At 31.0% G+C, this 20,659-nt stretch carries 20 protein-coding genes; 18 read left to right on the top strand and 2 right to left on the bottom strand.

Annotated features, from left to right (window positions below; all coding sequences use genetic code 11):
• The first annotated feature begins 12 nt into the window (after positions 1-12).
• From AC4FQ3_RS11880 to AC4FQ3_RS11835, 10 genes are all read left to right on the top strand, one after another.
• The gene (locus AC4FQ3_RS11880; RefSeq protein WP_491181990.1) at positions 13-1,242 is read left to right on the top strand and encodes a hypothetical protein; all 1,230 of its coding nucleotides are present in this window, start codon (positions 13-15) and stop codon (positions 1,240-1,242) included.
• A gap of 89 nt (positions 1,243-1,331) precedes the next feature.
• The gene (locus tag AC4FQ3_RS11875) at positions 1,332-2,438 is read left to right on the top strand and encodes a glycosyltransferase family 4 protein (protein ID WP_491181989.1); all 1,107 of its coding nucleotides are present in this window, start codon (positions 1,332-1,334) and stop codon (positions 2,436-2,438) included.
• Positions 2,439-3,011, top strand: coding sequence for an acyltransferase (locus AC4FQ3_RS11870; RefSeq protein WP_491181988.1), 573 nt, complete (start codon positions 2,439-2,441; stop codon positions 3,009-3,011).
• A 24-nt stretch (positions 3,012-3,035) separates the two neighbouring features.
• A complete protein-coding gene (locus tag AC4FQ3_RS11865; RefSeq protein WP_042565201.1) occupies positions 3,036-3,587 on the top strand; it encodes an LbetaH domain-containing protein in 552 nt (183 codons plus the stop codon).
• Positions 3,574-4,128, top strand: a complete 555-nt coding sequence (locus tag AC4FQ3_RS11860) for an LbetaH domain-containing protein (protein ID WP_042565202.1) — start codon at positions 3,574-3,576, stop codon at positions 4,126-4,128. Before AC4FQ3_RS11865 ends, AC4FQ3_RS11860 begins: the two co-directional genes overlap by 14 nt.
• Before the next feature lie 3 nt (positions 4,129-4,131).
• Positions 4,132-4,956: a glycosyltransferase family 2 protein gene (locus AC4FQ3_RS11855; RefSeq protein ID WP_491181987.1), complete on the top strand. Its 825-nt coding sequence runs from the start codon at positions 4,132-4,134 to the stop codon at positions 4,954-4,956.
• 28 nt (positions 4,957-4,984) lie between these two features.
• Positions 4,985-5,728 (top strand): glycosyltransferase family 2 protein, encoded by a 744-nt coding sequence (locus tag AC4FQ3_RS11850; RefSeq protein ID WP_491181986.1) that lies wholly within the window; start codon positions 4,985-4,987, stop codon positions 5,726-5,728.
• 23 nt (positions 5,729-5,751) lie between these two features.
• On the top strand, positions 5,752-7,170 hold the full coding sequence (locus AC4FQ3_RS11845; protein ID WP_042565205.1) for an undecaprenyl-phosphate glucose phosphotransferase: 1,419 nt from the start codon (positions 5,752-5,754) through the stop codon (positions 7,168-7,170).
• A gap of 79 nt (positions 7,171-7,249) precedes the next feature.
• A complete protein-coding gene (locus tag AC4FQ3_RS11840; protein WP_491181985.1) occupies positions 7,250-8,041 on the top strand; it encodes a polysaccharide biosynthesis/export family protein in 792 nt (263 codons plus the stop codon).
• 14 nt (positions 8,042-8,055) lie between these two features.
• Positions 8,056-10,437 carry a GumC family protein gene (locus AC4FQ3_RS11835; RefSeq protein WP_491181984.1) on the top strand — a complete coding sequence of 794 codons (2,382 nt, stop codon included), beginning with the start codon at positions 8,056-8,058 and terminating at the stop codon, positions 10,435-10,437.
• A 92-nt stretch (positions 10,438-10,529) separates the two neighbouring features.
• Here AC4FQ3_RS11835 and AC4FQ3_RS11830 read toward each other — a convergent pair whose 3' ends face one another.
• Complete coding sequence (locus AC4FQ3_RS11830; RefSeq protein WP_491181983.1) at positions 10,530-11,267, bottom strand: tyrosine-protein phosphatase; 738 nt, start codon at positions 11,265-11,267, stop codon at positions 10,530-10,532.
• A 148-nt stretch (positions 11,268-11,415) separates the two neighbouring features.
• On the opposite strand from AC4FQ3_RS11830, the gene AC4FQ3_RS11825 reads away from it, so the two are divergent.
• Positions 11,416-12,606, top strand: coding sequence for a DUF5009 domain-containing protein (locus tag AC4FQ3_RS11825; RefSeq protein WP_491181982.1), 1,191 nt, complete (start codon positions 11,416-11,418; stop codon positions 12,604-12,606).
• Positions 12,607-12,661: 55 nt separating this feature from the next.
• Here AC4FQ3_RS11825 and AC4FQ3_RS11820 read toward each other — a convergent pair whose 3' ends face one another.
• Positions 12,662-13,234 (bottom strand): hypothetical protein, encoded by a 573-nt coding sequence (locus tag AC4FQ3_RS11820; protein WP_491181981.1) that lies wholly within the window; start codon positions 13,232-13,234, stop codon positions 12,662-12,664.
• Between the two features lie 141 nt (positions 13,235-13,375).
• On the opposite strand from AC4FQ3_RS11820, the gene AC4FQ3_RS11815 reads away from it, so the two are divergent.
• From AC4FQ3_RS11815 to AC4FQ3_RS11785, 7 genes are all read left to right on the top strand, one after another.
• Positions 13,376-14,557: a hypothetical protein gene (locus AC4FQ3_RS11815; protein WP_491181980.1), complete on the top strand. Its 1,182-nt coding sequence runs from the start codon at positions 13,376-13,378 to the stop codon at positions 14,555-14,557.
• Positions 14,558-14,587: 30 nt separating this feature from the next.
• Entirely contained in the window at positions 14,588-15,751 is a 1,164-nt protein-coding gene (locus AC4FQ3_RS11810; protein ID WP_491181979.1) for a glycosyltransferase family 2 protein, read from the top strand.
• 84 nt (positions 15,752-15,835) lie between these two features.
• Positions 15,836-17,215 (top strand): dihydrolipoamide acetyltransferase family protein, encoded by a 1,380-nt coding sequence (locus AC4FQ3_RS11805; RefSeq protein WP_073395417.1) that lies wholly within the window; start codon positions 15,836-15,838, stop codon positions 17,213-17,215.
• Positions 17,216-17,380: 165 nt separating this feature from the next.
• Positions 17,381-18,151: a 3'-5' exonuclease gene (locus tag AC4FQ3_RS11800; protein WP_073395416.1), complete on the top strand. Its 771-nt coding sequence runs from the start codon at positions 17,381-17,383 to the stop codon at positions 18,149-18,151.
• Positions 18,152-18,227: 76 nt separating this feature from the next.
• A complete protein-coding gene (locus AC4FQ3_RS11795; protein WP_042565214.1) occupies positions 18,228-18,839 on the top strand; it encodes a fumarylacetoacetate hydrolase family protein in 612 nt (203 codons plus the stop codon).
• On the top strand, positions 18,839-19,183 hold the full coding sequence (locus tag AC4FQ3_RS11790) for an Hpt domain-containing protein (RefSeq protein WP_042565215.1): 345 nt from the start codon (positions 18,839-18,841) through the stop codon (positions 19,181-19,183). The genes AC4FQ3_RS11795 and AC4FQ3_RS11790 overlap by 1 nt, the downstream gene beginning before the upstream one ends.
• A gap of 217 nt (positions 19,184-19,400) precedes the next feature.
• Entirely contained in the window at positions 19,401-20,654 is a 1,254-nt protein-coding gene (locus AC4FQ3_RS11785) for a CinA family nicotinamide mononucleotide deamidase-related protein (RefSeq protein ID WP_491181978.1), read from the top strand.
• Positions 20,655-20,659 lie beyond the last annotated feature (5 nt).

The following is a 20,659-nucleotide window of genomic DNA, read 5'->3' as shown; positions in this document are numbered from 1 at the left end:
AATTAATCCTTAATGATAAAAGCAGAAAATTTTACCTATCTGGGGATCGCATTGTCTCTTATTGGAGTGCCATTAGGCATGTATTTCAATTATTTATTTCCTTTTGTTAAATGGTCACCGATATTTATGTTTTTATCTGTGATTCTTATAATATCATATAAGAATTTATTTTTAGGAAAGTTACCATCGTATAATAAATGGTTCACGATTTTAGTTGCCTTCCAATTACTAATGCTTATTTATGGCTTACCTTCTGATAAATTAACTTTCCAATATATAAGCTTTCATGGTTATATTATTTTTCTAGTATTTGCGCTAGCCAGTAATAAAAACGATGTGTCATATGACAAAATTATATTATTTACTTTTTACGTTTCAGCATTGTGTACATTTCTTGGAGCGTATTTTATTTGGAAAGGTCTTGTAACTGGTGAAGATGCTTGGCAATTAAGACAAGATCAACAAGATTATGCTCTTGAAGCCTTTACAATAGCTAATGGTGCAATAATTAATTACACTAGTATTTTATGTTTGCGTTTCAAAAATAAATTTGTTAAGATTTTACTATTGCTTGTATTTGCATTAGATATTTACGTTCTGTTTATGTCTACAAAAAGAACACCGGTATTCGTTGCTATAATCATAGCAATATTGTATTTATATCGAACTGGTTCTGTAAATAAAGCCTTAGTTCTTAAATATTTTAAGATTCTATTATTGATAATTGTTGGTTTTGTGGTTGCTTATATTAATATTGAAGCCTTACAAAAAATCATCGATAAATTTGCATATGATTTCTATAGTGGAGTGCTTAATATCTTAGGAAATACAGATATTAGAGATACTTCCGGTTCTGCGATTGCAAGATATAGAAGCAGGGAGTGGGCCTATAATTACATAGATAATAATTTTGACTTTTTTAATTACATCTTCGGAGGCGGCTATATGACCCGATGGCTTGATAACCCTCTTTTACAATCTTATCTGGATATGGGCATATTTGGTTTTATTATGTATGTATTGCTAATATTGGTTTTTCCAATCAAAAATTATTTCAAAATAAACAATATTCTTACACTTTTTGCTTTTCTACTATGTATATACAATATAATGGCATCTATTAGTTCAGGTAATCCATATCTTTATATGAAGCACATTCCTGTTGTATTTTTAGTTTTTACATTGAATTTAAAAGCAAAACAAGTTTATTTTTCCGAAAAAAAGCTGGTTCGTAAAGTATAACTATATAAAAATCATAAATATATATGCATAAGACGGCAATTGTTTATCATTATCTGGCATCTTACAGACAACCGATATTCACTAAACTTATGAGATCGAAGAAAATTGAATTTTCTATATATTCAGGAACAGTTAGTGAAATTGAAATAAAGAAAATTGATACGAGTTTTTCTTTAAAAGAAAGTAATGACGGATTACGTTGGTTTTTTTTTAAAAACAGATGGTTTTTTAAAAAGAAATTACTTTGGCAATCCGGTTTAATTACTTTGATGCGTAAGAGTGATTATGATTCTGTAATTTTTTTAGGATCGCCATATCATATTTCTACATGGTTTGCTGCTATCGTGGCGCGATTAAGAAGAAAAAGAGTATTTTATTGGATGCACGGAGTGTATAAGGATAAAATTACTTTTGTTGATTACTTCAAATTATTTGTTTTTTATAAACTAGCAAATGGTTTTTTCTTGTATGGAAGACGAGCCTACAATGTACTGAATAAGTATAAGGTTAAGCCAAAAGAGAATATTCATATAATATATAATTCTTTAGATTATGAAAAAAGTCTCGAATTTAGAAAAGCTATTACTGAAATAGATATTTGGAATTACAGGTTAAAATATTTCAACGAAGAAAATACGCCAGTAATTGTTTTTATCGGCAGACTAAATTCCATTAAGCGCTTAGATATGATAATTGAAGTCCAGCGTTTACTTAAGTTAAAACACAATAAAAATTTCTTTAACACTCTTATAATTGGCGATGGTGAAGAAAGACAAAAACTGCAAAAGCAGGTTGATCAAAATGAGTTAACAAAAAACGTCTCTTTTTTAGGAGCCATTTATGACGAAGAAATTAATAGTGAAGCTTTAATGTATGCCGATCTATGTGTTACACCCGGAGAAATTGGCTTGACAGCCATTCATAGTTTGGCATATGGTACTCCTGTTGTTTCTCATGATAACCTGAATTTACAAATGCCAGAGATAGAATCTATCCATAAAGGAGTTACCGGAGATTTGTATGAATATAATAATTTAGAAGATTTGGCAAATGTGATTGAAAATTGGTTGCTAGCGAAACCGATCAAAAATCAATCTATAGTAACAAACTGTTATAAGGTTATTGATGATTACTATAATCCAGATTACCAATTAAAAATTTTTGAATCAGTATTGTGTAATGCTAAAAATATATAGATGAGTATTGTTTTTAAATTGAAACAAAGTAATGAATTAGCTCTTATTTATAGGTTTTTTAAAAGGCTTTTTATTAAATACATATATGGTTTAAAAAGTGTACATAAAACCTTTAACATAGGCGGAAAATGTAATATAAGTAAGGATTTAAAGGCGGGTGAATATTCTTATGTTGGAAATAACTGTTTAATTTACCCGGGTGTTACCATTGGAAGATATACTATGTTGGCGCAAAATGTTCAAATAATTGGGGCAGACCATAACTATGATATACCAGGTATACCATCGACATTTTCTGGGAGACCAACCTTAAAAAAAACATTCATTGGTAGAGATGTTTGGATTGGGGCAAATAGTATTGTAATGGCAGGCGTTAAAATTGGAGATGGAAGTATCGTTGCCGCTGGATCAATAGTGACAAAAGATGTCGATCCATTTGTTATAGTTGGAGGAGTACCAGCCAAGTTTTTACGAAAACGTTTTTATTCTGCTGAAGATGAATTAAAGCATTTAAATATGCTGGATGGTGAAGTATTAAAAAATGTACGTAATAAACCAGTTACTATAAACTAATTTTAACAATAAGTTATAATAATCATGAAATCTGAAATTCCAAAATATATTGACACAATTCCAAAATCAGATAAAATCTATAGGTTGATTTGGCGTATTACTTCCTTATTTTTTTTTAAGCCTTTCTCTTTACCTTTTTTTAATGGCTGGCGTATTTTTTTATTAAAAATTTTTGGAGCAAAAATTGGAAATCATTGTGTTATTCATGCTTCAATAGAGTTGCCATCTCCTAAAAATTTGACATTGGGATCTTATTCGGCATTAGGTCCGGAAGTTAAATTACATTTTGGAAAAACTATTATAGGAAATAAGGTCACTATTTCGCAAAGAACATATTTATGCAGCGCTACACACGAAACAACGTCAATAAATACACCTTTTGTAGCAGGTACTATTGTTATAAAAGATTTTGCGTGGGTTGCAGCAGAAGCATTTATAATGACAAATGTTATAATTGGTGAAGGAGCAATTGTAGGAGCAAGAGCTGCAGTTTTTAAAGATGTCGAGGATTGGTCCATAGTTGGTGGAAATCCTGCTAAGTTTATTAAAAAAAGAATTATCTATGACAATCAATGATTTTACTCCAGTACAAACAACACCTTTTGATAAAAAAACAAAAATCAAAATTCATCTTTGGAGATTGATTAATAGAACAATATTTAGAGTTTTTCCTAATCAAATCAAAAAACCAAGAATTATTCTATTACGTTTATTTGGAGCTCAATTAGCAGAAACAGTAAATATTAATAGAAAATCAAATATCGAATTACCATGGAATTTGACAATGGGGCATCAGTCCAGTGTAGGAGAGAACTCTTGGATATATTGTTTGAATAAAATACAAATAGGTGAGAAATGTTGTATTGGTAAAGATGTATACTTAATTACAGGCAGCCATTCTATAGAATCTCTGAATTTTAATATGGTAACAAAACCTATAATTATCAATGATGGATGTTGGGTCGCCACAGGAAGTTATATCCTAGCTGGCGTTGTATTAGGTAGATTTTCTGTCATTGGGGCAAAATCAATAGTGAATAAAAATACAAATGAGTTTGACGTTGTCGTTGGAAATCCAGCCAAATTTATTAAGAAAAGAGAATTTAAATCTATTTAAGGAATGATATCAATACTAATACTTACTAAAAACGAAGAGCAAGATTTACCTGGTTGTTTGGAATCAGTGTCCTGGAGCGATGATATTCATGTATTTGATTCTTTTAGTGATGATCAAACTGTTGCAATTGCCCAAAATGCTGGAGCTAAGATTACTCAGCGAGGTTTTGATAATTGGTCAGCACATCAAAATTGGGGTTTAGCAAATATAAAATTCAAACATCCGTGGGTACTTTATATTGATGCAGACGAAAGAGTTTCAGATTCTCTGTATTCCGCAATTAAAAATCTTAAATTAGATACTAATTCTGAAGTAGTTGCTTATGAAATTAGACGAAGAGATTTTGCATGGAATGGAAAGTGGTTGAAATATTCACAAATGTCTCCTTTCTATTTAAGACTATTTCGTCCGAATAAAATGCGTTATGAAAGGCTGGTAAATCCAGTTTCAATACCAGATGGTGCGGTGGATAAAGTTGAAGGTTTCTTAGACCATTATCCTTTTAGTAAAGGTTTTAAATTTTGGATTCAACGCCACTTGAGTTATGCTGATATGGAAGCCCTTACAAGAGTAAAGGATTTGGAAAAAGGCACATCTTTTTCTTTAAAAAAAGCTTTGTTTAGTTCTGACTTTACAGAAAAACGATACCATCAAAAAGGCATTTTTTATAAGATGCCAGGCCGCCCATTAATAAAATGGTTCTACATGGTAATTATCAGGAGAGCCTTTTTAGACGGATCAGCTGGTATTACTTATGCTACTTTACAATCTATATATGAATATTTCATTGTTTTAAAAAGTAGCGAACTCATCAAACAAAAAAAATAATCAAAATTATTTTAAGATAACAAAACTTATGAAAGTCTCTATAATTACGGTTTGCTACAATAGAAAGGCAACCATTAAACAATCTATAAACAGTGTTTTAGATCAGGATTATCCAAATATAGAGTATATAATCATAGATGGTAATTCATCAGATGGTACTCAGTCTATTATTGAATCTTACTCGGATAAAATTGCTCATTATATTTCTGAACCCGATAAAGGAATGTATGACGCAATTAATAAAGGTTTGAAATTAGCAACCGGTGATATTATTGGATTAATGCACTCTGATGATGTTTTTTATGATAACAGTGTTGTTTCTAAAATAGTTAATACATTTTTAATGTCTTCTAATGCTGATGCTGTTTATGGAGATGGTATTTATGTTACAAATGATGCTGAAGAAAAAATAATTCGAAATAGAATTGGCGGACAATATAATTTTGAAAAATTAAAATCGGGTTGGTTACCATTGCATCCAACGGTCTATATTAAGAAATCAATTATTGAAAAATACGGTTATTATAGTTTGGATTTTAAAATAGCTTCTGATACTGAATTTTTATTACGATACCTGTTCAAATACAAAATAAATATTGTTTATATGAATGAATATGTGGTGAAGATGAAAATGGGAGGGTTAAGTACTGACTATAAAAGAGTATTTCATGTTCTATCTGAAGATTATAAAATTTATAAATATCATAATCTTTCAGCTTTTAAAGCTGTTTTTCAGAAAAAATTTTTAGCATTAACACAGTATTTAAAATAATATAAAATATAAGATTCTCACAGATGAAAACTTTAAATAAATTATCTGGTCACAATTTTTCGCGTTATTTTAAGCTCTTATTTGTAGTTTGGGATTTAGTCTTATTGAATATATCTATACTGTTATCTGGAGTTGCTGGCTTTGGCAGTATTGATAAACTTTTTTTAACACAGGTTCAAACAGTTTCATTACTGAGTAATTTAGTTTGGATTACTTTGCTTTTATATAATGATTCATTTAGGATTGTAAGGATAGAATCTATAGAATCTATATTGAAGAGAACAATTAAAAAAATCGCTATTCACTCTGCTTTTATCACAATCTTTGTTGTTTTTTTAAATTATACAGATGTTTCAAAATGGTGTTTAATTTATTTTTATTACTTTTTCTTTTCTTTAATTATAATATCACGCTATTTGTCTATAAGACTTTTAATGTATATAAGAGCCCAAGGGTATAATTTTAAAAGTTATATTATTGTAGGAGCGAATGATACAGGCGAAAGAATGCGTAAAACATTATCAACGAATCTTACGTATGGATATCGTTTTCTAGGTTTTTTTGACGAGAAAGTCGATCCATTTGCTTTTATTTCGGGACCAGTTGTAGGTGATTTTAATGATGTTGAGGAATTTATTATTGCAAGAAACGTTGATGAAATGTATGTAGCATTGCATATTGATAATATTTCGGTAATAAATAATTTGATACGAATTTGTGAGCATAATATGGTGCGAATTAAATTCATTCCGGATTTTCAGCTCTATACGAAATCAAGTAAAGTCGAAATTTTATTTCACGATAATACACCTGTACTTACATTTCGACGTGAACCTTTAGAATTTACAGTAAACAGAATATTAAAAAAAGGATTTGATGTTTGTTTTTCTCTAGCAGTAATTTTATTGATATTTCCGTGGTTATTTCCTATTTTAGTACTGATTATTAAATTAGAATCACCAGGACCAGTTTTTTTTAAGCAGCAACGTTCAGGAAGAGATAATCAGGCTTTTGCATGTTTAAAATTTAGAAGCATGCGTGTTAATGATTTATCAGACTCTAAGCAAGCTGGTAAAGGGGATAGTCGCATCACTAAGTTCGGAGCTTTTATGCGTAAAACTTCTATTGATGAACTTCCTCAGTTTTTTAATGTTTTCCTTGGAAATATGTCTGTTGTAGGGCCAAGACCTCATATGATAAATCATACAAAACAATATACCGATTTGATTAATAATTATTTGGTTAGGCAGTATGCAAAACCTGGAATCACTGGTTGGGCTCAGGTAAATGGTTTTCGAGGTGAGACAAAAAAGGTTCTTGATATGGAAAATAGAGTAGAATTTGATATTTGGTATATTGAAAACTGGAGTCTTTTATTAGATATCAGAATCATAATAAAAACAGTTGTCAATATATTTCAGGGAGAAGAAAATGCTTATTGAAAATTAAGAACAAACAGTACGTCACAATTATAATCAATATTTTTAATCTTAATATATGTTAAGTCAAATTACAATCCTAATGAAATATAAATCACCTTTTTTTATAAAAACAACATGTCTTTTATCCCTTATACTTTTGCTTTTTTCCTGTGCTTCACGAAAAGATATAGTTTATTATCAAAATATTGATACAATTAAAGCGGGTCAAAATACAAATTCTTATGAAGTGAAAATTCAACCGGATGATTTATTAATGATAATTGTTTCAGCTGAAGATCCTGAAATTGCACTTCCTTTTAATTTGACTACTGTTGCTACGCAAAACAACGCAAATTTACTAGCCGCTACAAGTCAGAGTGTAATTCAGTCATACCTGGTAGATAAAAATGGAAATATTGAATTTCCTGTTTTGGGAAAATTACAAATAGGAGGATTAACTCGCACAGAAGCATTACAGCTTTTAAAAGATAAGATAGCGGTTTATATTAAAAACCCAATTATCAATATGCGAATAATGAATTTTAAGATTTCCATGCAAGGTGAAGTCAATATTCCCGGAACTTATTCCGTTACATCAGAAAGAGTTACTTTGATTGAAGCTTTGAGTATGGCAAAAGACATGACTATCTATGGCAAGAGAGATAATATTTTGGTAATTAGAGAAGTTAATGGTGTTAAATCGTATAATAGAGTAGATATTACAAAAGCTGATTTTATAAATTCTCCATTTTATTATTTAGCACAAAATGATGTAGTTTATATAGAACCAAATAGGACTAAAGTAAATGCTTCTGCTGTAGGACCTAATACGTCTGTAATAATATCAGCTGTTTCTATTTTAATATCACTTTCTGTTCTAATCTTTAAATAAAATTAAATAAAAAAATGCATACACAGGACTTTTACAATGAGATAGATAATAAAAGCGAAGAGGTAAATCTTAGGGAACAGTTAGATAAATATATAATTAATTGGCTATGGTTTTTATTAAGTGTGGTGATTTGTTTAATAGGTGCCTTTCTATACTTACGTTATTCGACACCAATTTATGAAGCTACTACCGCCATATTGGTTAAAGATGAGAAAAAAGGAGGAATGCTTTCAGAACTATCAGCTTTTTCAGATTTGGGAATTGGAGTAGGATCTGTTAATAATGTTGATAATGAAATCGAAATATTAAGATCCAGAACTATTATTGAAAGTACTGTAAAAAGATTAAATCTAAATATTAATTTAGTAGCAGAAGGTAGTGTTGTTGATCGGGATATATATCTGGATTCTCCTATAAGGGTTAATTTTATTAGCAAAACACATTTATTTAATGATGCTAAATCAGTTTTAAGGTATAATTCCTTAACAGCTAATACTTTTGAATTAACAAATGAAATAGTAGATAGTGAAAACATAATTTTAGCAACAAAAAAAGTATTTAACTATGGTGAAAAAATCCCAACTAGTTTAGGGATTATGGTTATAGATAAAACCATTAACATTGTAGCTAAGACCTCTGAACACTATAAGTCCATAAAGATTTTCCTAAATTCGATTGAAAGTGTTGCCGAGAGTTATAAAAGCAGAATTGATGTTGAGCCTATTAGTAAAACAAGTAGCGTAGTAAATATTTCTATTACTGATCCTGTACAGAGAAGAGCAGAGGTTTTTCTGGACAATATGATTCAGATTTATAATCAGGATGCTGCTCAGGATAAAAATTTTATTTCTGAGAATACTTCTCAATTTATAGCAGGTAGACTAGCCTTGATAGCAAAAGAATTAGATGGAGTTGAGCAAGATGTCGAAAGCTTTAAAAAAACAAACAAATTAACTGATATTGAATCTGAAGCGAAATTATTTATAGAAGGCTCAAGTGAATATGATAAAAAAGGAGTAGAAACAGAAATTCAATTAAATGTGGTTTCGTCTTTGTTAGATTTTATAAAAAAAAGCACTAATTCTGATTTATTACCGACTAATTTAATAACAGCGGATGGCGACGACACCAGCGGATTGATTACCTCTTATAACCAAATGGTTTTAGATCGTAATCGTATTTTAAAATCGGCAACAACAGAAAACCCGTCGGTAATAAAATTAGATCAGCAGATTTCCTCTTTAAAATCAAACATGACTGCGAGTTTAAAGCGTATGCAGTCTAACTTACAAATTCAAAATAGGAATATTCAGAGTCAGGAAAATCTTTTAAATAGTAAAATTGGTAAAATCCCAGTTCAGGAACGTCAATTCAGAGTAATTGCAAGACAACAAAAAGTAAAAGAAGAATTGTATTTGTATTTATTGCAAAAAAGAGAAGAAACTGCTATTTCCTTAGCTGCTACAGAACCAAATGCACGCGTTATTGATGTTGCTAAAGCAGGGAAATTCCCTATAAGTCCTAAGAAAAAAATAGTATATCTAGCCGGAATATTAATGGGATTATTAATTCCTTTTGGATTTATTTATGTAGATGATTTATTAGATACAAAAATTAAAAGTAAATTAGATTTAGAGGGAAAAACACAAATTCCATTTATTGGAGATATACCAACATCTAATGACATTGGCGAATTAATAAAATCTGAAAGCAGAACTAGTTCTGCAGAGGCGATCAGAATTGTTAGAACCAATTTGGAGTTTATGCTTAATAAAGTACCTGAAGGAACCGCTAAAACTTTATTTATTACATCTACATTTTCATCAGAGGGTAAAACATTTATATCTGTTAATTTAGCTGCAACATTTGCTCTCTCAGGAAGGAGAGTTTTATTAATTGGTATGGATATTAGAAATCCAAAATTTGGAGAATATATTGATGTTCCTCCTTTAGGCTTAACAAATTATTTGTCATCTAGTGAAAATAATATTGAAAATTATATTGTAAAACACCCAGGTTACGAGAATTTCTTTATTCTTCCCTCAGGTATAGTTCCGCCAAATCCTGCTGAATTGTTGATGAGTAAAAAAGTAGATCAGCTTTTTGAAAAATTTAAAAAAGAATATGACTATATTATTGTTGATACAGCTCCTGTAAGTTTAGTTACAGATACTTTATTAGTGGCTAAAAATGCTGACACATTTGTATATGTAATGCGTGCAAATGTTTTAGAAAAACGTATGCTTTCTATTGCAAATACTTTTTACAGAGAGGGTAAATTACCAAATATGTGTATTCTTCTTAACGATACTGACTCTACAAAAGGCTATGGTTATGGGTATGGGTATGGCACTACGGAAGAAAAAAAATCTTGGCACAAAAAACTTTTTTCTTAGTAAAAAAAAAATAATTATATAAAAAAACGGTTCAATTAATTGAACCGTTTTTTTTTGTTTTACACCGTTTTAAATTTTAAAAACATCAATATTTAAAATTTAAAGAACTGATTATTAGATATTATTTCTTTTAAATTAGCTATGGTGTTTACTTTTATTCTTTTATCGAATGAAGCTATATGTTTATTATGATGAACATCTGTACCCGTAAAATCGTACATTCCTTTTTTTAGAAGATGATCTGCAACTTTGGTAATTGTTTCGCCATAATAACCTACTAATGCTAGTAAATTTAATTGAAATAAACACCCTGCTTTTTTTAGCTTTTCATACTCATTCAGGTTTTTATGATAAAACAAATACCTTTCGGGGTGGGCTAAAACAGGAACATATCCTGCTACCTGCAAGTCAAAAAGAATTTTATATAATTGTACCGGAGCATTCATGTAGGACATTTCGACCAAAACATAATTATCTTTTAAAGTAAGAAGCTTTTCCGATTTAAAATGACTTTCAAACCAATCGTCCATAAAATATTCTGCGGCAGCATGAAATGGAATTTTAACATCCAGATCATTTAATAAAAGTTTGGTTTCCGAATGATTTGCAATAATAGCCTCAGGAGAATTATTCCAGATATAGTGGCTAATATGCGGAGTAGTTATAAATTGATAAATACCAATTTCCTGTAGCGATTTAACAAGATTTTTGGTTTCAATTATAGTTCGTGCGCCATCATCAATCCCTGGTAATAAATGAGAATGGATATCAACATAATCTTCAGACAGAAGATCTTTTAAATATGGTTTAGACTTGAAAAATGATAACATATTACAAATGTAAAATAAATAGTGATATTTTCTTACCCTTATAAGATTTTTATTTATTAAGATTATACTACATATAAGTTGTTACAACATAATTTTTGCCCTTTGCTAATTATGTTATATTTTGCATTGATAAAAAATGAAGTATTTTATGAAAATTAAGGAAAATTTATATAACAAAAGAATAATTTCTATAGATGCTTTAAGAGGAATTACGATTTTTGTGATGATTTTTGTAAATGAATTGGCAAGCGTGAGGAATGTTCCTCAATGGATGAAACACATGCCTGCAGATGCCGATGCTATGACTTTCGTAGATCTCGTATTTCCTGCATTTTTATTTATTGTTGGCATGTCAGTTCCGTTTGCATTTAATGCGAGACTGTTAAAAGAAGATAGTACACGAACAATCTGGACACATACTTTTAAAAGAGCATTGGCCTTAATTATAATTGGCGTTTTTATGGTGAATGCGGAATATGGTTATGATGCCACAAAAATGTTAATTACACCCGCTTTTTGGGGACTTTTAGCATACTCAATGCCAATTCCTATTTGGAATAAATACCCAAAAGATTTTCCTCTTTGGCTAAAAAACACACTGCAATATGGCGGAATATTAGTTTTGATAACACTTTACTTTTTATATATTCAGGATACAGGTGAAATAGGTATGACACCAAAATGGTGGGGAATTCTGGGTTTAATCGGTTGGGCATATCTTTTTACTGTAGTATATTATTGGCTTGTTAACGGGAAATTATGGGCAATGATTTTCTTTTTAGTAGTTTGTGTTGCTGCAAACTCGATCAATTTAATAGAAGGAAGTATATTACAACAGTATTCATGGCTTAATTTTATTGCAGGACATTTAACCCATGCTTCGTTAGTTACTGCTGGCGTAATTATTTCTTTATTGTTTTTTGATCGAAAAATTCCACTTAAAATCAATTGGCCGGTTATCTTTTTTGCAATTTTATTTTTTGTAACAGGGTATCTTTTAAGACCGTATTTCGGAATATCAAAAATAAAAGGAACACCTTCGTGGACGATGTTCTCTGCTGCAATTTGTACCGTTTTGTTTTACTTTTTGTATTGGTTAATGGAAATTAAAAAACAAACAAAATGGAGTGACTTTTTTATGCCGGCCGCTGCAAATCCTTTATTGATTTATATTTTGCCGGGTATTAGTTATTATTTTAATCTTGCTTTTAAAATTGAAATTATTCCGGAGTATTTTCGCGAAGGGCTTCCGGGAATAATCTGGTCATTACTATTCTCAACAATTATGTTATTGGTAATGAAAATTTGTAATAAGTATAAAATTCAATTGCACTTATAGAGAGTTCTAAGTTCAGGTTGGCTCAAAGTAAAACTTGAACCTAAACTTAGAATATTTATATTTTAACTGATTTGATTTCTAAAAATGCTCCAGAAACAGGATTGTAATTCACAAAATTGAATTTACAAAGATTATGAATGTTTAAAAGTTTTCCATCAGGCAATCCGTCTTGTTTAAATTCTGACCACAGAATTTTAGTTGTTGTAAATCTGCTTGGCGAAGGCATTAAATCAACTCTTGGGTGCGAACCACCATGTACACAGCCAGTTCCTTCCGGATTTCCTTCGCGAGCCTGAATTTTTATTAAATGAGATGATTTATAAGTAATGATCACAAATTTTGAATGGTCAGATAAATTTGTTGAAACGCCGTCATTTGAATCAGATGCCGTAATCATTACATTTAATTCTATTTCTCCAACAGGATTATTTTTAGCAGTAACCTTAACGATTCCCTTTTTTTGACGAATCCTATTAATTGTTTCCTGGTTTTCTACAGCTGGCCCGGCAATATACCAGGTTGAGGTTTTGATTAAATCTTTATCAGAGCCAGATTGTTTTTTAAAGAAAACAAAGCCTGAGCTGAAAAAAGAAATTGTAATGACCAGAACGACTATTTTGTTTTTCATATTAAAATTCTTTTATCCAAAATCAAAAATATACTTTTTATAAACTATTTTGGTTTCCCTTTTTTATTATTCATAAAATCAGCTTTTTGTTCTAAATTAAATTTTAAATTTGTAAGAAGTTGTTTCTTAAAATTTTGCAGAATGAAAAGTCTGAAATTCATAGTTACCTTATTTTTATTTTCAATGGTATCATTTTGTTACGCACAAAATGATACCATTGAAAATAATAAAAAAGATATTTTAGATGTTCTCTATAAGCTTTTTGATAAAAATGATTCCGTATCGAGGAATTCTGATAAAAAAGTGGCATTTTCACTGCTTCCCGTTCCAATAGATTCAGATAAAAATGCTGGTTTAGTAGTGTCTTTTTTAACAACATTTTATCTTGGAGACAGAGAAACTACAAAAATGTCTCAGGTTACTTTTTCTCCCTATTTCAGTTTTACCAAACAATATGTATTTCCAATTCAGTCTTATATTTATACCAAAAATAATAACTGGAATTTTATCGGAGATTATCGTTATATGATTTATCCTCAGCCAACATATGGTTTAGGAGGACATAATACAGATGAAAAAATGTCGACCTTAGATTATCAGCAATGGCGTTTTTATCAATTTGCAACCCGAAAAATAATTGGAAATTTTAGGCTTGGTTTAGGTTTCCTTTTAGATAATTACCAAAATATTTCTGAAGAATCATATATTGATGAAGAAACAGATTATTTTAAATATATGGATGGAAATTTTGATGATGAAAATTCTTTTGGAGTTGCGATTCAGGGATTGTATGATTCAAGAGAAAACAACGTAAATCCTGAACAAGGTTTGTATGTAGAAGCAGATTACAGAATAAATACAAGCGGAGTAAATGATGAAAAATGGAAATCTATTTATTTTGATGCCCGAAAATATTATTCATTCCATAAAACCAAACACAGAGTTTTAGCCTCCAGAGTTTTTTATTGGTCGACTTTTGGTGGGAAACCACATTATCTCGATTTACCAAGTATTGGCTGGGATCGTGACGGTAAAACCGGAAGAGGCTTTACCAGAAACAGATTTCGAAGTAACGCACTAATTTATTTCGAAACAGAATATAGAACAGACATCACTAAAAACGGTTTTCTTGGAGCAGTATTTTTTACTAATATTTCCTCTGTTTCAAAACTGGACACCTATAAGTTTAGCAAATGGAATCCTGCCGTTGGAACCGGAATTCGTATTAAATGGAACAAGCAAAACAACAGTAATTTGGTTCTGGATTTTGGAGTTAGTAAAAACGATTGGTCTTTGCGATTGGGTTTAGCCGAAAATTTCTAACTTTCCAAAAAATCAACTGATCAAAAATTCATGCAATTATCTGTTATTATACTTAATTATAATGTGCGTTACTTTCTGGAACAATGCGTTTTAAGCGTTCAGGAAGCGATTTCTAATCTTGATGCAGAAATTATTGTAATAGATAATAATTCTGATGATGATAGTTGTTTGATGATGAAGCAACGTTTTCCGGAAGTAAAATTGATCGAAAATAAAGAAAACTTCGGATTTCCAAAAGGAAATAATATTGGAGTTGATGAGGCAAAAGGAAAATATGTATGCATTTTAAATCCTGATACGGTTGTTGCAGAAGATACCTTTACAAAGATTTTGGCTTTCGCCGAAAGGCAAACTAATCTCGGAATCATTGGCTGTAAATTAATTGATGGAACAGGAAATTTTCTACCGGAAAGTAAACGCGGGATTCCAACACCCTGGGTAGCTTTTACCAAGTTTTTTGGACTCTATAAAATTTTTCCAAAATCAAAACTTTTCAATCAATATTATGCTCAGCATTTGGACGAGAATGAAACCGGAGAGGTTGAAATTTTAGTTGGTGCCTTTATGTTGATGGAAAGAGATTTATATCTTAATTTAAAAGGTTTTGACGAGGATTGTTTTATGTATGCCGATGATATTGATTTGTCGTATCGTACTTTGAAAATGAAAAAAACAAATTTCTATTTTCATGACACTACGGTTTTACATTATAAAGGAGAGAGTACTGTAAAAGATGAAAAATATATGAAGCGTTTTCAGGAAGCAATGACTTTTTTTTATCAGAAACATTTTAAAAAGTCCTTATTTTTTTCTATTTTCATTAAAGTTGGAATCGTGTTTTTTTCTTTCATTAAAATGTTTCGTGGAAAACCGAAAGTAAAACCATTGCCAGATATCTATTTTTTATATTCTTTAAATACAGAATTGTCTGAAAAGTTGACTTTTATTCTGAAAAATAAAGTTGCTATTTTCGATTTCAAAAAAGAAAAAATGGTAAATTCGTCGCAGATTTCGAGAGGTAAAAGAGTTGAGGTTATTTTGGATAATCACTATGTTTCGTTCAAAAAATGTATCAAAATCATAGAAACTCTTAAAGATAAGAGTATTACTTTTAAGATTTTGCCCAAAAGAGCAAATTTTGTTATTGGAAGTAATTCAAGAAATGATAGAGGTCAAATTATAAAAATTGAGTAAAAAATTATATTAAATATAATTTATATTTAAAATATTCAGTAATTTCGCAATCTGAAAATCAAAATCACCCTTGAGGTTAACAATATGGCAAGATTTGAATTAAAACTTCCCAAAATGGGAGAAAGTGTAGCTGAAGCAACTATTACAAACTGGTTGAAAGAAGTTGGAGACAAAATTGAAACTGATGAAGCAGTACTTGAAATCGCGACTGATAAAGTAGATAGCGAAGTACCAAGTGAGGTTTCGGGAATTTTAGTTGAACAATTATTTGGCAAAGATGATTTAGTTCAGGTTGGTCAAACCATTGCAATTATTGAAACAGAAGGAGATGTTCCGCAAGCAAAAGTTGAAGAACAGGTTGCGGTTCCGGCAGAAGTAACTGAAATCGAAAAAACAATTGAAACAGCTCAGGAGACTGTTGCTGCCCCTCAGGATTTTTCGGGATCAGATAAATTCTTTTCTCCATTAGTTAAAAATATTGCAAAAGAAGAAGGTATTTCTACTGCAGAATTAGACGGTATTAATGGTTCAGGAAAAGATGGCAGAGTTACCAAAGAAGATATTTTAAAATATGTAGAAGATCGTAAAGCTGGCGTTATAACTCCAAAAGCTGAGCCAATTGCAGTTGAAAAAACTGAGACTGCTACTCAGGCTCAAACTGATACTGTGACTGATACTACAACTCCGGTTGCGCCAAAAGTTGCTGAAACAGCAATTCAAAAAAGCCAGCAGGCGGTTCCGGTTTCTGTAAACGGAGGTGATGAAATCATCGAAATGGACAGAATGCGTAAACTGATTTCAGGTTACATGATAGCATCGGTACAAACTTCTGCACACGTACAATCGTTTATTGAAGTTGATGTTACCAACATTGTAAAATGGAGAGACAAAGTTAAAACTGCTTTTGAAAAGAGAGAAGGCGAGAAGCTAACTTTTACGCCAATTATGATGGAAGCCGTTGCAAAAGCGCTAAAAGATTTTCCGGGAATGAATATTTCTGTTAATGGTGATTATATTATCAAAAAGAAAAATATAAATCTAGGAATGGCTGCAGCTTTACCAAACGGAAATTTAATTGTGCCGGTTATTAAAAATGCCGATCAGTTGAATCTTGTTGGAATGGCAAAAGCAGTTAACGATTTAGGGAACCGTGCAAAAGCAGGAAAACTAAAACCAGACGATACACAAGGCGGAACTTATACTGTAACAAACGTGGGAACTTTTGGTAGTGTTTTTGGTACGCCAATTATCAATCAGCCGCAAGTAGGAATTTTAGCTTTGGGCGCAATTCGTAAAGTGCCAGCTGTTATAGAAACGCCTGAAGGTGATTTTATTGGAATTCGCCAAAAAATGTTCTTATCGCATTCTTACGATCATAGAGTTGTAGATGGTGCCTTAGGAGGTAGTTTTGTAAAACGTGTTGCTGAATATTTAGAAGCTTTTGATGTAGACAGAGACTTTTAAAAATCATAATTTTATAAATAATTAGCCCTTTTAACATTTTTAATGTTGAAAGGGTTTTCTTTTATTATTATTTATTTAATCAATAACAAGAATGCTTAACTTTATAAAAAAGACAAGGAAAATTCGTCTTTAAAATTTATATTTGTAAACTTATAAAATTTAAATATGGAACTTAAACTCAACAAACCAATTTGCTTTTTTGACCTCGAAACTACAGGTATTGACATTGGGAAAGATCGAATAGTAGAAATTTCAATATTTAAAGTTTTTCCTAACGGAAACAAGGAAAGTAAAACATGGTTAGTGAATCCAACCATTCCAATTCCGCCGCAAACTACGGCTGTCCATGGTATTACTGATGAAAAAATAGCGAATGAGCCTACTTTTGCGGAATTAGCTCCGCAAGTTCATAATATGATAAAAGATAGTGACTTGGGTGGATTTAACTCAGATCGTTTTGATATTCCGTTATTGGCAGAAGAGTTACTTCGTGCGGGAGTTGATTTTGATATGAAAAACAAAGTTTCGGTAGATGTGCAGACTATTTTTCATAAAATGGAAGAACGTACCTTAAGTGCGGCCTTGAAGTTTTATTGTGGAAAAAGTCTTGAAAATGCGCATTCAGCAGAAGCGGATACAATGGCGACCTATGAAATTTTAAAAGCACAATTAGATCGCTATCCTGAGTTGGAAAACGATATGAAAGTATTGTCTGAATTTACAACTCGTAAAAAAATTGCCGATTTTGCAGGAATGATTGCTTTTGATCAGGATGGAGAAGAAATTTTCACCTTTGGAAAACACAAAGGAGCAAAAGTAGATAAGGTTTTAGAAACAGAACCAGGTTATTTCAGCTGGATTCAAAATGCTGATTTTCCATTATATACCAAAAAAGTTCTGACAGCAATTAAATTAAGAAGATTAAATACGAAGTAAGATTCTAAGTTGCTGAGTTTTTTTGCATATTTTCTTAGAATCTTAGCAACTTAGAACCTTAGTAACTTATAAAGAAATGAAAATAATCTGTATCGGTAGAAATTATGCCAATCATATAGCGGAATTAAAAAACGAAAGACCGGCAGAACCAGTGATCTTTATGAAGCCTGATTCAGCAGTTTTGTTAAAGCAGCATCCTTTCGTAATTCCTGAATTTTCTGAAGAAATTCATCACGAAATTGAGATAATTGTAAAAATTAACAAAGTAGGAAAATATATTGAGCCTAAGTTTGCACACAAATATTATGATGAAATTAGTGTAGGTATTGATTTTACTGCCAGAGATTTACAAGCTAAGTTAAAAGAAAAAGGATTACCTTGGGAAAAAGCAAAAGCCTTTGATGGTTCTGCAGTTATTGGGGATTTTTTACCTAAAACTGATTTTATTTCGATGGAAAATCTTAGTTTTGAGCTGACGAATAATGCAAAAACAGTTCAAAAAGGCAATACAAGTCATATGCTTTGGAAAATTGATGAGCTTATTTCGTATATATCGCAATTCTTTACATTAAAAATAGGTGATATCATTTTTACAGGAACACCGGAAGGTGTTGCGGCAGTTAAACCAAACGATGTTTTAGAAGGCTTTTTAGAAGATAAAAAATTATTTAGAATACAAGTAAAATAATGGCTTTAAAATATAACCTTTCGAAAGTGTATGCGCTTTCAGATAATGATCCCGAATTTGTAAACGAAATTCTTAAATTGTTTGTAACCGAAGTTCCAGAAGATCTAAAACAAATTAAAGAAGGAATTAAAAAGAAGGATCATAAATATGCCTATGCTTATGCGCATAAAATTAAGCCAACATTAGATTTGTTAGGTTTAAATGTTGCTTTTGAAGAAATTCTTCAGGTTGAAGCCTGGACAAAAGCTGAAGGCAAGAAAAAAGAAATTGTTGAAACTTTTAAAAGTATAAAAATACAAGTAAAAGAAGCTATCAAGGAAATCAAAAAAGACTTTGATGTTTAATTTAGGTGCTCCTATTTTGTCTTTTAATTTAGGTCAAAAATAGGGGCGTCCCAAACTTTGGTACACTATATATCTTTTGTTCCGGAAAATTTTCGTTTAAAGTGTCATTTCTTTTTATTACAAAAGGATGCGTTTCTACCCTCACGCACATTGTTTCGACAAGACCTACTTCTTAATAAATGACTTACTTTTGAAGTAAGTAAAATATTCTATTCGTATGAAAGCAACTATTATAACAATTGGAGATGAAATCTTAATAGGTCAGATTGTGGATACAAATTCTGGTTTTATTGCAAAATCTCTTGATCGAATTGGAGTCGAAACCAGAGAAATGATTTCGATAAGCGATGATAAAAAACATATTTTAGATACTTTCGCACAACTTCAAAACAAAGTCGATGTTGTTATTGTTACAGGCGGATTAGGACCAACAAAAGATGATGTTACAAAAAAAACATTCTGTGAATATTTTGATGATGAATTAGTTGTAAACCCAGAAGTTTTGGCTCACGTAACAGAACTAATTGAAGGTTTTTATAAACGACCAATTTCCCAATTAAATAAAGATCAGGCTCTGGTTCCTTCAAAATGTACCGTTTTGAATAATAAGATGGGGACAGCGCCGGGGATGTGGATGAAAAAAGAAAATACGGTATTTATTTCACTTCCGGGAGTTCCGTATGAAATGAAATATTTAGTTGAAGAAGAAATAATTCCAAAAATTGTTCGCGAATACAAACGACCGTATATCATACATAAAACCATTTTAACGTATGGTCAGGGTGAAAGTTTAGTTGCAGAACGTATTGAGGATTGGGAAAATAATTTGCCTGATTTTATCAAATTAGCCTATTTGCCAAATCCGGGCAGAGTGCGTTTACGATTAACGGCAAGAGGAACTAATAAAGAAGAATTAGAAGAAGCAATCGAATCTAATGTAAAATCTTTAGATGCGATAATTCACGATATTATAGTAGGTTACGAAGAAAATGAAACCATAGAGTCTGTGGTTGGGAAGATTTTAACGAGGCAAAAGAAAACAATTTCAACGGCTGAAAGTTTTACTGGAGGGAAAATTGCTTCGATTTTATCGGGAGTTCCCGGAGCTTCAAAATATTTTAAAGGCAGTGTTGTTTCATATGCGACAGAGGCAAAGGTTAATGTTCTCGGTATCTCGCAAGATTTAGTAGACGAATTTTCGGTAGTAAGTGCACAAGTGGCATCGGCTATGGCTTTGAATGTGAAACAGATGCTTAAAACAGACTATGCAATTGCAACAACCGGGAACGCCGGACCGACAAAAGGTGATGCAGATGCTGAAATTGGAACTGTTTTTATCGCTTTAGCTACCCCGGATGACATAATTGTTGAAGAATTTAATTTTGGCCAACCACGTGAAAAAGTGATAGATAGAGCTTCGATTAAGAGTTTAGAAATATTACAGAAAGAAATTTTAAAAAATGTGCAATAAATTTT

The sequence above is a fragment of the Flavobacterium sp. AK-345 genome (genome assembly GCF_058310175.1).
The sequence above is the reverse complement of the archived record's forward strand: the minus strand, read 5'-3'. Positions and strand labels throughout refer to the sequence as shown.

What these genes read in the sequence shown, in the direction of transcription:
- AC4FQ3_RS11865 (WP_042565201.1), top strand. Translation starts at nt 3,036, where the DNA reads ATGAAATCTGAAATTCCAAAATATATTGACACAATTCCAAAATCAGAT.
- AC4FQ3_RS11830 (WP_491181983.1), bottom strand. Translation starts at nt 11,267, where the DNA reads ATGTTATCATTTTTCAAGTCTAAACCATATTTAAAAGATCTTCTGTCT.
- AC4FQ3_RS11795 (WP_042565214.1), top strand. Translation starts at nt 18,228, where the DNA reads ATGAAAATAATCTGTATCGGTAGAAATTATGCCAATCATATAGCGGAA.
- AC4FQ3_RS11800 (WP_073395416.1), top strand. Translation starts at nt 17,381, where the DNA reads ATGGAACTTAAACTCAACAAACCAATTTGCTTTTTTGACCTCGAAACT.
- AC4FQ3_RS11790 (WP_042565215.1), top strand. Translation starts at nt 18,839, where the DNA reads ATGGCTTTAAAATATAACCTTTCGAAAGTGTATGCGCTTTCAGATAAT.
- AC4FQ3_RS11850 (WP_491181986.1), top strand. Translation starts at nt 4,985, where the DNA reads ATGAAAGTCTCTATAATTACGGTTTGCTACAATAGAAAGGCAACCATT.
- AC4FQ3_RS11860 (WP_042565202.1), top strand. Translation starts at nt 3,574, where the DNA reads ATGACAATCAATGATTTTACTCCAGTACAAACAACACCTTTTGATAAA.
- AC4FQ3_RS11815 (WP_491181980.1), top strand. Translation starts at nt 13,376, where the DNA reads ATGAAAAGTCTGAAATTCATAGTTACCTTATTTTTATTTTCAATGGTA.
- AC4FQ3_RS11855 (WP_491181987.1), top strand. Translation starts at nt 4,132, where the DNA reads ATGATATCAATACTAATACTTACTAAAAACGAAGAGCAAGATTTACCT.
- AC4FQ3_RS11870 (WP_491181988.1), top strand. Translation starts at nt 2,439, where the DNA reads ATGAGTATTGTTTTTAAATTGAAACAAAGTAATGAATTAGCTCTTATT.
- AC4FQ3_RS11825 (WP_491181982.1), top strand. Translation starts at nt 11,416, where the DNA reads ATGAAAATTAAGGAAAATTTATATAACAAAAGAATAATTTCTATAGAT.
- AC4FQ3_RS11840 (WP_491181985.1), top strand. Translation starts at nt 7,250, where the DNA reads ATGAAATATAAATCACCTTTTTTTATAAAAACAACATGTCTTTTATCC.
- AC4FQ3_RS11880 (WP_491181990.1), top strand. Translation starts at nt 13, where the DNA reads ATGATAAAAGCAGAAAATTTTACCTATCTGGGGATCGCATTGTCTCTT.
- AC4FQ3_RS11835 (WP_491181984.1), top strand. Translation starts at nt 8,056, where the DNA reads ATGCATACACAGGACTTTTACAATGAGATAGATAATAAAAGCGAAGAG.
- AC4FQ3_RS11820 (WP_491181981.1), bottom strand. Translation starts at nt 13,234, where the DNA reads ATGAAAAACAAAATAGTCGTTCTGGTCATTACAATTTCTTTTTTCAGC.
- AC4FQ3_RS11845 (WP_042565205.1), top strand. Translation starts at nt 5,752, where the DNA reads ATGAAAACTTTAAATAAATTATCTGGTCACAATTTTTCGCGTTATTTT.
- AC4FQ3_RS11810 (WP_491181979.1), top strand. Translation starts at nt 14,588, where the DNA reads ATGCAATTATCTGTTATTATACTTAATTATAATGTGCGTTACTTTCTG.
- AC4FQ3_RS11875 (WP_491181989.1), top strand. Translation starts at nt 1,332, where the DNA reads ATGAGATCGAAGAAAATTGAATTTTCTATATATTCAGGAACAGTTAGT.
- AC4FQ3_RS11785 (WP_491181978.1), top strand. Translation starts at nt 19,401, where the DNA reads ATGAAAGCAACTATTATAACAATTGGAGATGAAATCTTAATAGGTCAG.
- AC4FQ3_RS11805 (WP_073395417.1), top strand. Translation starts at nt 15,836, where the DNA reads ATGGCAAGATTTGAATTAAAACTTCCCAAAATGGGAGAAAGTGTAGCT.